The sequence below is a fragment of the Pelagimonas phthalicica genome, from assembly GCF_004364805.1.
Classification (GTDB): Bacteria; Pseudomonadota; Alphaproteobacteria; order Rhodobacterales; family Rhodobacteraceae; genus Pelagimonas; species Pelagimonas phthalicica.
Genome location: NZ_SOAP01000012.1, coordinates 1 through 10,416, shown reverse-complemented (window position 1 = coordinate 10,416; position 10,416 = coordinate 1). Strand labels below are relative to the sequence as shown.

The window sequence follows — 10,416 nt, the reverse complement described above, 5'->3', positions numbered from 1 at the left end:
GGGTGCTGTTCAATGGTTCGGTGTGAATGATATTGAAACAGCAAAGCAGATTAGCGAGACCATTGGACAGCAAACCGTTGTTATGCGTGAAAGTGATGGTGACACCAGCAGTCATGCCCGTAGTCTGCTTACCCCAGATGAATTGATGAATTTGCCGAATGAAACGCAAATTCTTATGTTCCAAGGGAAGCGGCCTTTGCCATGTCAAAAGCTCCGTTATTTCGATGATCCCGCTTTCTCTGGCATGTGGGATGTAGACCCTCAGCGCTAGGAGGATGCTTTGACAGTAAAAACGGAATTTCATGAGCCTTTTGGTCTTTACTGTAAGTATTGCAAAACCGTTGCTAAGAGCTGGCATCGATCTTGGCGGCTACCTCCAGGGGTTAAGCCAGGTGCTGGTTACTGTGATTGTGGGCTTTTGATGGTTGATGCGTCCAGTACCCCACATCGTGGACGGGTTATGCAGGGTGAGCCTGAAGAAAAGCTTCAGTGATCAATCGTCCTGGATCATGTCCAGAATGCCTTTCTTTAGCGAACTACGTGCCTGCTCAACTTCTAAAATCGCTTGATCAAACGTTTCTTCGTTACCGGATTCGAATGCGACTTTTATCAGCTCATATTGAGCTTCCATGCTTTTGGCAAATGCCAGCTCTTCTTCCGGATTTCGCATTTTCCTTCCCCTCCTTGCCTGATCCACCCCATCCAACCAGCGTTATGTGCGTGGTAAGGGCTACCTTTAATTCATGCCTTTCAAGTTTTGTACTGTTGGACAAGCAGGCTCCTACGTCGCCTGCGGCCCCCAAAAACTACACATCACTGCAGTCAGTCGCTACGGCGCCATATGTGAGGCGCGCTCCCTCCTTTGGATGTGCATTTTTTGGGTTCCTAAAGATCATAAGAAAGCGCGTTTTTTTGAGTCAATTGAATCAGTTAGTTAGCTAGGGGGGGTGCGCCACCTAGATGACGCACCCCTGCGCCACCTAGATGACGCAGGTTGGGACAATAATTTACCACCCGTGACCAATTTTTGTCCTTGTGCAAGTGTCGATAATCGGGCAATGATGGACAAAAATTGGTCACGGGTGACGCACCCCTGCGCCAAATAAACATATAACATCACGAGGGACCGATTGACTGAGCAACTCCCATCCAAATCTCCCAGGGGAAACTGGGTCCAGACTGAACGTGCAGCTCATGAAGCGTGGGCAACGCTGATCGCCAAAGCACCTAAAGCTGCTCAGCTCATGCATGTCCTGACCGCACGAGTGGGTGACAACAATGCAGTGGTTGTTAGTCAAAAGAACCTGATGAAATTGACGGGTACATCCAGGCGGACGGTTCAAAGAGCCTTGGACGTGCTTGTTAAAGACCGCTGGATCGAGGTGCGCCAGATCGGCCAGAATGGCACGGTAAATGCCTACGTGATCAATGACCGGGTGGCCTGGTCCGGAAAACGAGACGGAATCCGTTATAGCCTATTCAGCGCCACGATCATCGCTTCCGATGATGAGCAGCCAGATCAGCATGAGTTGGGCAATCAGGCACCGCTACGCAAGCTACCAAGCTTGTATCGCGACGAGCATCAACTTCCGTTCGGTGAAGGAATGCCCCCGCCATCAGAACCAGCACTACCAGGCATGGAGCCGGACCTACCAGCAACGACTTTGAAACCAGGAGAAGACCATGAATGATTTCGACATATCAACGTACCGCCTGACATTCCGAACATCCGTATTCTTTGGGGGGTTCTGGCTGTACGGTATGATAGCTCTGCTGTTTCTAATATCCTCTGAGTGGGTGCTGGTCCAAGCCAGTGCGTCGAACAAAGGGCTGATCCAGCCAATCATTGAGCCATGGTATCAATCGGCGATGGATCATATCCAGCTTCCTGCGACTGCCGCCATCTTTGCCTTGATGGGCCTCATATATTCACTTGAGTATCGCGTCTGGCTTCGGTTCATCTTTCTCCCCGCCACATACTTCGCACACCTGTGGGTGATTGGCAGCCTGTTCTAGAACAGGTAAAAGAACATAAATGTTTACCGCTGTGAACAGGTAGAGGAACATGCCGAATATTACCCTTAGAAAAGCCGTAGAAGAATTTGACGTGTCTCGACCGACACTAACCAAAGCTTTGAAAAGTGGTAAAATATCCGGAGAGAAGGACGGCAAGGGCGCTTGGAGGGTTGATCCTTCCGAGCTGAGCAGGGTGTATAACCCCCGCAGCAAAGAACAGGTAAACGAACAGCAACCCGAACACCCTAAGAACACCCCAGATTTCAACTACTTGCAAGGCAAAGTTGATGCGCTCGAAGCGCAGATTGAAGATCTGAAGGAACAGCGGGACAGAGCCGAAGAACGAGCCTCTAGCTCAGACGCTCGACTTTATGGGTTGCTCCAAGACATGCGACCTGCCCCATCGTTCTTACAGCGAGTTTTTGGCAGGAAGACGAAAGGGTAGGGGATGCGAGAACTACGAAACAGCGTCACAAAACGAGTTATCAGCCAGCTTAACAATGTGGCTGTCCAGGACCTCTTGCAAGGCTTTCACATAGCCCCTCATCGAGGCCGGGAACATGTGGCAGCCCAACTTGCTAAACTGCCCCAGGATCAGTTCCTTACGCTCTGCAGCACCCTAACAACCGACATTGAGGCAGACCGAATTCAAGCCCATAAGGCAGCTCTCAAAGCAGAATCCTGTAGGCTGAAGGCCGAAGCGGAACGCGCCACCTGGGCCGAAGCCCAAGAACTTCTGGAAACGACGATTCCGATAGCCCTAGATCTCTTTGAACGGGATCAAGCCGCATTCCGAAAGGCAAAGGTAGAGATTGAAAGATCCGCAGAAGGGTTTCTGGCAAACAGCCGCGAACAATCCCGCCAAATCAGGGCACAACTGGTTCGCTACGGTCGGCAGATCGCCCCTGAGTATTGCCGCCAAGAAGTAGGTGATTGGGTCAAAGAGCTGCAAATCGTAGGGATTTCGGCGTCCGCTGAAGCCTACAAGGCGTACTATAATAATTTTGTCCGCGTAATCTCAAAGGCAGAGCTGGCAGCCGCCTGAAGGCGAAACGGGCTTCTTTTCCGATAGTGGGGCCGCTCAGATAAAATCAACGAAGAGCCATCATCTCATGAATGGCTCTTCGTCAGTCGCAAACCATAGAGCTCTAGTGCAAGTATTGCTGGATCAGCAATGAGCCAGCTCCGCCCGCACTGTCCCCAGCTAGGGCAGGCGACACTAAGGTCATGGAAACGACCAAGACCGCGAGAACTACGGGTAGGAATTTATGCAGCATCTTTGTCATCCTCATCACCTTTGAGTTTCCGTACTTCAGCAGCATAAGCAGCTTCGTACATTTCCAGTACCTCGCGCCCTTCCTCCGTCAGGGAAAACTGAACAGCAACATCGCTGAGATACTCACGCTTAATCAGCCCGAACAGTTCCACAGCATCAGCACGGCGCTTGATATCCTGCCGCTTCGCCTGTCGGCTCTCTGGATTTGAAGCCAGAGCATTTACGATCTTGGACTGCATGATAACTTGACCAATCGCCTGCGCGATATAGCCAAAGAAAAGCATGGTGTCGGAGTCTTCAAAACGCGTTGCGTGTGCCATGAACTCCTTGTCACGCTTACCTTCATAACCATCCAAAACCGTCATCACGGTTGTATTCCAAGCCCTCAAAATTGCCCCCTGAAGAGCAAATGGGCCTAGCCCGTCATCATTATAGTCGGACATGTAATCCTCCCTCATGAGTAGGGCACCAATCTAGGTACTCTGATTGCAGAATAGTCCTCTTCAACGGGGCGTGCATCCAATCATGTTGTTCGGATGCAACATAATGTTCGACTAGGTGAGCATGTTGGAATCGAACAGTAATGCTTTAGCACTACAAATCTATGTCATTGAAACAGAATGATAAATTGAGAGTTCGTATCGACTGATTAATTTTCGAAACAGAGCAAAACAACGCTGCTCGAAAATCTGAAGTCAAGTCTGAAAGGACACATCATGTACGACACGACCCTGAACGCACTGACCGCTCTGACAACGCTGTCTGTGTACTGCCCTTGGCCTTTCCCGAAGCCTTGGGACTTCCCGTTTCCGCCGATCTACCTCGCGTAAATTAGCGGATTTCATGGCTCAGCGGAAACTCTGACCTTCCCGCTGAGCCTCCCCTACCAAGCTAAAAGAGGAGACCACTATGGACCCCATCGTCGCAATCGTGATCGTCGTCATCCTCCTGCACTAAGGAAGCTGGCGCAAGGGAGGGGAAAGCCCCCCCTCCCAACCACCAAAACAGGAGAAATTCATGCGACTTATCATCCTGATCTACATGCTCGTGGTCGCTTACCGCCGATACCGAAAAAAGGCGCGCACCACAGAAATCGCACAACTGGAAGCTACAAAAGGAGGCTAAAATGGCTATCGCTCTTGGGATCGCAATCCTGCTTTATGCACCTTACGCATTTTAATAATTTGGGGCGGTAAAGCCGCCCCAAATTACTCACAGATTCTAGACCTCGCTAAAATCATAGCGGAATCCTCGCATATCCCAAAGCTCTCTCAGAGTCGGCGTCTCTTTCAAGAAATGCAGCACTTTGCGAGCTGCAACGATGTTGTATGGAAACATTCCGATAGACGAATGACCGCAATTGAGGCGTGTAACGCGGGGAGGGCAACCACACTCCTGCAACGTCTCTATCAGCTTATCCGATGTTTCCGGGCGCACGATCGTATCGTCATTACCCAGCACAAACATTAGGTCCAACCCGCTACGTGTAAGGCTCCAGGCGTGCTTCTCCAGGCTAATGAGGCCCCAAGCGGTTCTCAGGCTTTCAAGAGACATGTTTGGTTCAATGCGACGGCGTAACGCTACCATCGTCTCCCCAGTCCAAACAAGATCGGCAGGACTTACTGGTGTTACCATAAGAACCGCTTTGTCTACCTTATCGTCTTGGGCCGCAATCAAGCCAGCAACCGTGCCGCCTGCACACATGCCGACGACTGAGATTTTTCTATAGCCCTGACTGTGAAGCCAACCGACGACCTTGCGCCCATCTAAGACGGCCTGGCGCACAGACCGAACAGTGCGGCCCAAATTGGCATTGAAGAAGTTTTCTTCAGAATAGTCATCAACACCGCGCTCGAAATGATATGGCAGGGTAGCCTCAACAACGGTTATGCCTTTCGATGCAAAGAATTTCGAGAATGCAGGGTAGCGATTCCGCGCATACCAATGATGGAAAACAATGACGGCATGGTCCTTAGAACCGCTGTCCGCAAGCAAACACTCAAACGTGTTGTTTTCTTGGTTCAAGGTTGTGATATCAGATTGAAATATCAATCTTTTCTCACCAACTTCTAAAGGCTCAGAGGGCGATATCGGCGTGTAAAACCGCTCTCCTGCTGAAATGTCATTGAATGCCAGCTCACAACCAACAGCATTCTTGTCCTCAGCTTCGTCCACCGCAAACGCCAAGGCCGCATCATGGCTAAATTCAATGGATCTGTGAGTAATACGTTCCTGGCGCTGTAGTGACTTCAAAATGTGCTTACGGTCATGACGGTGCGCTAGATAACGAAACATTTCTCTCTCCTAAACTCTGCGCTATCCCTATCAAAAAAGGGAATAAAATGACAAATTGGTATACTGCTGACACCCATTTTGGGCATGAAAACGTAATCCAGTTCTGTGGCCGGCCGTTCCGCAATGCCGGCCACATGGATACCGTTCTAATTGAGAATATGTGGAAAGTCGTAGGGCCTGATGACGATCTGTGGATCATCGGGGATTTTGCCTTTGGCCCGAAAGCAAAAGAGAGCAGCTATGTCGAAGGTATTTTCGGCCAACTTCCCGGCGCTCGGAAACACCTGATCGTTGGCAATCACGATCTTGAACCGACATTGGCGCTGCCTTGGGATAGCATCGCGCACCTGGCTGAAGTGCGCGACGGGCCTCAGAACCAGGCGCATACGCTGTGCCACTATCCAATGATCACCTGGAACCATGCGCGGCGGCAAGCACTGCATATGTTCGGACACGTTCACAATAATTGGGCTGGCTCACGCAACGCAGTAAACGTGGGCGTTGATCAATGGGAGTTCATGCCCATAGCATTCGACCAGGTAGCGCGGCGAGCCAAGAAGCTACCGCCAAACGCCCATTGGTCGGATGTGGAGCACGGGAAGGAGCTAACATGATAGAGCGAATGCCCACCGTCGCAGTCAGCACATTCCGGCGTAAGACACGCGCCTATCTGAAGCTGGCAGAAGATCACCCAATTCTAATTACCCGCTACGGCAAGCCTGCCTTCGTACTGATGTCAGTGAACCATTACGAACACATCACCAGCCTAGACACTAAGTAAACGCTTTGAGAAACGAAAAACCCGCTGCCAAAAGGCAACGGGCTTTCTTAATCTTTTGACGATGAGGGAAGGTGCAAGCACCCGCGAACCTCAAAGCCTTGTACATCTTACCTACGTTTCTATGCTCGCACTGTCAACATTCTCCTAACAGAACGCACGATGGCCAACACTTTTACAGCACAGCAAATACTTGATCTTGAGGCAGTATTATCGCCCCCACGCTTTGGAACATATTTGCGTGAGATGGGTGGAGACCGCCACAAGGCGATGGAGCTGTACTGCTGGAACACTGACGTGTCTGCGGCCTTCTATGTCATGCTGCAATTTTGCGAGCTCTCAATTCGAAATGGCGCGGTCGAAGCCATTGAGACAGTCTTTGGTGCAAACTGGCACCTGAACCGTGGTTTTGTGTATACGCTGCCCGTCTTACGCGGAGGGCGAGGTTATCAACCACGTGGTGATTTGCAGACCTGCGCATCACGTTTGCCCACTGCTGGGAAGGTCGTCGCGGAGCTCAAATTTGCTTTCTGGCAACATCTGTTTGTCAGAGGTCAACAGGCACGGATATGGGATTCGCACTTCGCAACCGCATTCCCTGGCTACGATAAATCTCTGACGCTCGCGCAGGCACGAGCACAGATGTTTGATCACATCGAGAAAATCAGGAAGCTACGCAATCGCATAGCGCACCATGAACCCATTTTTGCGCGAAACCTAGCTGAAGATCGGGACCGGATTCGACAAGTGATCGAATGGCGGAGGCCTGGTACAGCGCAATGGTTGGATTCAATTGAGCAGGTCACGACAACCCTCGCTAGTCGCCCTTGACCCTATCGCTCAAAGTCTGGGCCATCACGACTGCGATCACGCCTCCTGCGGTCAGCTTCCTGGTCCCGATCTGCATCGCGGATCTGCTGTAATCTATCAGCTACGCTCCGCCCTTCGTCAGCGGACTTGCTCTCTTGCCGATCCTCACGCAACTTCTGCAATCTATCTTCGACTGTGTGACCAGGCCGCTCGCTCTGAATACCCTTGGCTCTTTCAGGCTCCTGCCGCTGCAAGCGGTCCTTCAGATCCTCAAACTTCGCCCGCACAGTATCCAGTCTCTCTCGGAACGCCTCCTGAAGACGATCAACACGATCCTGCAATCCATCCCGCATCTGCTCGATGCGCTGCATTACTCGGCGGTTCATCTCCGTTCGAGCTGGTCCCTGATGTTGTCCTGGTTCCCGGTTGAGGTTTTCCGCCTTCCGGCGCATGGCCTCTGCCTGCTCTTTCCACTTGTCCAGATTACTTGGACCTTCCACCCGTGCATCCGGATCGCTGTAAACAGCTTCCAGCGGCTTTAGCTTGGGTGGCTCAGCCCATTTTGGGCGGAGATCCATTGAGGGCGCTTCCCAATAAGGAGCGTTTACTGCTGCCTTCTTCTCGTACTCTGATGCCAGCTCCAAAGCTTCGTCACGCTGTGCAGCAAGGCTTCGACAGTCCACACGTTTCTCCTGGCCTGCTCGCTCTAGTGCCTGGTTCTGAAATTCTTCCCAGTCTTTGCGGATAGCCTCGATCTCCTGCGGACCAGCTCTCTTATCATCCAGCTCTCGTGTCTTTTCTGTGAACCCGTTTTCATCCATGCGCCGGGTTGTGAACAGAACATGAGCATGATGGTTTCGCTGGTCGCCCTGACGGCTGGGTTCATGGATGGAGACTTCTGCTGCAACGTTGTATTTATCGACAAGATGAGCCGCGAAATCTGTGGCCAATTCCTCACGTTCCGCAGCTGACAATTCAGCAGGCAAACCGATCTCGACCTCACGCGCGACAACCGAGTTTTTCCGGGTTTCCGCCTGCTCTGCACCTGACCACAGCTTGCTACGATCTCTCGCCCATTCGGGATGCTGATCCGGCAACACAATGTGCGAGCTGACCACACCAGAACGGCGAGTGTAATCGTGAACTTCACCTGTGCGCTCGTCTTCAATCTCAGCACCAGCCCGATAGGCCGCAGCCGCAGTCGCGCTCTGGCCTTTACCCCGTGAGAACTTTTTGACCGTGCAGTGATACAACCGCCGCTCCGTCCTTTTCCGCCGCTCGCTTCACGACGGGCCGTAGGCGGAAAAGGACGGCTCGCGCTCCAACCGCGCAGGTTGGTTTGGGTGGTTTAAGGAGGGGCAACGCGCCCTCCTTTTTCGGGGCCTTCGGCCTCGAATGGGGAAGCCATCGGCTGGGGGTTTTCCCCCCGATAGATCGCGCGGCAAACTTTAGTTTGCGTAAGTGCGCACTTCCAGTGTAATCTAGCTCAAAACGAGAGCTTCCGTCAACGATCTGAAACCGCATGGCACAAGTGTTCAAAGGCACACGAGACAAGAAACAAGGCCGCAAGGAAAATGCGACGGCTGATCAGATTTCCGCACGCGAAGATCTAGCCCAAGCACGTTCCCAAACCCGTGCGCGCAAGCTAGACACCCGCCGTAAAATTCTGCTCGGCGGGGGGCTACTGGCTTTGGCACGTGCCGGGGATGAAACCGCCACAGCGCTCGTTCATAAGATTATCAATCATCAGTTTCGCGACATCGATCAGAAGGCGTTCGAAGGCTGGTCGGTGACAAGCGGAGAGTAGATATGCTGTTTCTTATCCTTGCCATTTTGTCGACCTGGATTGCTTTGGCTGGCTTTGGGGTGGTGTCTAAGAACACGGGCATTCAAGACTGGATCATTGATCGCGGTGAACACCGAGCTGCTGTTATCAAGGGGTTCCTTGTCAGCACAGTTTTGGCACTGTGGCTGCTCTCCCTCGTGGCTTTCTTTGGCACCGTTGGTGACTTGAAAGGCATAGCAATCGTGGTGCTGGGAATATGGCTCGCCATCCCCGTTTTTGTAATTCGTGTGATCCTTCCGCTTCTGGATCGTGACGAGCACGGATCAGCCCGCTTTATGACGCCAAGGGAAACTGATCAGTGGACAGAGGCCAACAACAAACCGGCTGGCCTTCTCTTGGGACGGGACGCCAAAGGACGCGATGTTAGATATGCTGGGGAAGCCCATCTAATCACTGTGGCACCCAACAGAAGCGGCAAAGGTGTCGGCGCAATCATCCCAAACCTGCTGACCTATTCAGGGTCTGTCCTGGTGGTCGATCCCAAGGGCGAGAATGCCCGTGTAGCCGCCCGCAAGAGGACCGAGATAGGCAAAACATACGTTCTGGATCCATTCGACACCACGGGGCTTGCCACGGCCTCCTACAACCCCCTGAGCCGAATTACTGCCGACAACCCCGATGCAGCCGACGATGCGGCGGCTCTTGCCGATGCTCTCGTTGTGCGCGGTCCCGATGATGATAGCCATTGGGACGATGAAGCCGCTTCATTCCTCGAAGGCGTAATTCTGTTTGTCGCATTGCATGAGGCCAGGGAGCGCCAGCACCTAGGAACAGTTCGGGAGATCATCACAGAAACCCCAGAACGCTTTAATCAGATACTTGAGATCATGCAGGATTGCGGCGGCTTGGTTGCTAGAACGGCTAACAGGTTCCTGGGCAAGTCAGAGCGTGAAGCCAGTTCTGTTTTATCCACGGCACAGCGGCATACAAAGTTTTTGGATTCCGAACGCATGACACGGGTTCTTGGAACTGCCGCAGGGCTTTCCTTTTCGGAGCTTAAAAAGAACCAAGGCACAACCATCTTCCTTTGCATCCCTCCTGACCGCTTAGACACCTATGGCCGATGGTTGCGCCTAATGGTCAATGAAGCATTGCAGGATATGGCATCCACTGACCGCAAGCCTGATTTGCCCGTTCTCTTCCTGCTGGACGAGTTTGCAGCCCTTGGTAAGCTACAGTCTGTCAAAAGGGCTATGGGCCTCATGGCAGGCTATGGGATGCGTCTGTGGCCGTTTCTACAAGACCTCTCGCAACTCAAGGCAACTTACGGTGATGTTGCTCAAACCTTCTTTGCAAACGCGGGTGCTGTTCAATGGTTCGGTGTGAATGATATTGAAACAGCAAAGCAGATTAGCGAGACCATTGGACAGCAAACCGTTGTTATGCGTGAAAGTG

At 52.2% G+C, this 10,416-nt stretch carries 14 protein-coding genes; 10 read left to right on the top strand and 4 right to left on the bottom strand.

Annotated elements, in window-relative coordinates; translation table 11 throughout:
• Positions 1-271: type IV secretory system conjugative DNA transfer family protein (locus CLV87_RS23630; protein ID WP_133840915.1), on the top strand; the 271-nt coding region annotated here is incomplete at its 5' end.
• Between the two features lie 222 nt (positions 272-493).
• On the opposite strand, the gene CLV87_RS24025 is transcribed toward CLV87_RS23630, so the two are convergent.
• On the bottom strand, positions 494-670 hold the full coding sequence (locus CLV87_RS24025) for a hypothetical protein (protein WP_166652840.1): 177 nt from the start codon (positions 668-670) through the stop codon (positions 494-496).
• A 460-nt stretch (positions 671-1,130) separates the two neighbouring features.
• Here CLV87_RS24025 and CLV87_RS23625 point away from each other — a divergent pair, with 460 nt between their 5' ends.
• From CLV87_RS23625 to CLV87_RS23610, 4 genes are read left to right on the top strand one after another with little or no spacing between them, the layout of a single operon-like run.
• Positions 1,131-1,691 (top strand): helix-turn-helix domain-containing protein, encoded by a 561-nt coding sequence (locus CLV87_RS23625; protein ID WP_235872057.1) that lies wholly within the window; start codon positions 1,131-1,133, stop codon positions 1,689-1,691.
• The gene (locus tag CLV87_RS23620) at positions 1,684-2,016 is read left to right on the top strand and encodes a hypothetical protein (RefSeq protein WP_099249810.1); all 333 of its coding nucleotides are present in this window, start codon (positions 1,684-1,686) and stop codon (positions 2,014-2,016) included. The genes CLV87_RS23625 and CLV87_RS23620 overlap by 8 nt, the downstream gene beginning before the upstream one ends.
• A gap of 49 nt (positions 2,017-2,065) precedes the next feature.
• Positions 2,066-2,461, top strand: coding sequence for a hypothetical protein (locus tag CLV87_RS23615; protein WP_099249807.1), 396 nt, complete (start codon positions 2,066-2,068; stop codon positions 2,459-2,461).
• Positions 2,462-2,464: 3 nt separating this feature from the next.
• Positions 2,465-3,061, top strand: a complete 597-nt coding sequence (locus CLV87_RS23610; RefSeq protein WP_099249805.1) for a hypothetical protein — start codon at positions 2,465-2,467, stop codon at positions 3,059-3,061.
• A 221-nt stretch (positions 3,062-3,282) separates the two neighbouring features.
• Here the strand turns inward: CLV87_RS23610 and CLV87_RS23605 are convergent, their stop codons facing one another.
• Both CLV87_RS23605 and CLV87_RS23600 read right to left on the bottom strand, forming a co-directional pair.
• Entirely contained in the window at positions 3,283-3,735 is a 453-nt protein-coding gene (locus CLV87_RS23605; RefSeq protein ID WP_133840914.1) for a hypothetical protein, read from the bottom strand.
• A 778-nt stretch (positions 3,736-4,513) separates the two neighbouring features.
• Positions 4,514-5,587, bottom strand: a complete 1,074-nt coding sequence (locus CLV87_RS23600) for an alpha/beta hydrolase family protein (protein ID WP_099249833.1) — start codon at positions 5,585-5,587, stop codon at positions 4,514-4,516.
• 47 nt (positions 5,588-5,634) lie between these two features.
• Between CLV87_RS23600 and CLV87_RS23595 the strand changes: the two genes are divergently transcribed.
• The 3 genes from CLV87_RS23595 to CLV87_RS23585 all read left to right on the top strand — a co-directional run bounded on the left by CLV87_RS23595 (position 5,635) and on the right by CLV87_RS23585 (position 7,196).
• On the top strand, positions 5,635-6,201 hold the full coding sequence (locus CLV87_RS23595) for a metallophosphoesterase (RefSeq protein WP_099249830.1): 567 nt from the start codon (positions 5,635-5,637) through the stop codon (positions 6,199-6,201).
• Entirely contained in the window at positions 6,096-6,368 is a 273-nt protein-coding gene (locus CLV87_RS24400) for a type II toxin-antitoxin system prevent-host-death family antitoxin (RefSeq protein WP_099249827.1), read from the top strand. The genes CLV87_RS23595 and CLV87_RS24400 overlap by 106 nt, the downstream gene beginning before the upstream one ends.
• A 159-nt stretch (positions 6,369-6,527) precedes the next feature.
• A complete protein-coding gene (locus CLV87_RS23585) occupies positions 6,528-7,196 on the top strand; it encodes a hypothetical protein (RefSeq protein ID WP_099249824.1) in 669 nt (222 codons plus the stop codon).
• A 2-nt stretch (positions 7,197-7,198) separates the two neighbouring features.
• Here CLV87_RS23585 and mobQ read toward each other — a convergent pair whose 3' ends face one another.
• Positions 7,199-8,428: a MobQ family relaxase gene (mobQ, locus tag CLV87_RS23580; RefSeq protein ID WP_099249821.1), complete on the bottom strand. Its 1,230-nt coding sequence runs from the start codon at positions 8,426-8,428 to the stop codon at positions 7,199-7,201.
• A 269-nt stretch (positions 8,429-8,697) separates the two neighbouring features.
• Here mobQ and CLV87_RS23575 point away from each other — a divergent pair, with 269 nt between their 5' ends.
• Both CLV87_RS23575 and CLV87_RS23570 read left to right on the top strand, forming a co-directional pair.
• A complete protein-coding gene (locus CLV87_RS23575; RefSeq protein WP_099249819.1) occupies positions 8,698-8,982 on the top strand; it encodes a mobilization protein in 285 nt (94 codons plus the stop codon).
• 2 nt (positions 8,983-8,984) lie between these two features.
• The coding region (locus CLV87_RS23570) for a type IV secretory system conjugative DNA transfer family protein (RefSeq protein WP_133840913.1) at positions 8,985-10,416 on the top strand (1,432 nt) is incomplete at its 3' end.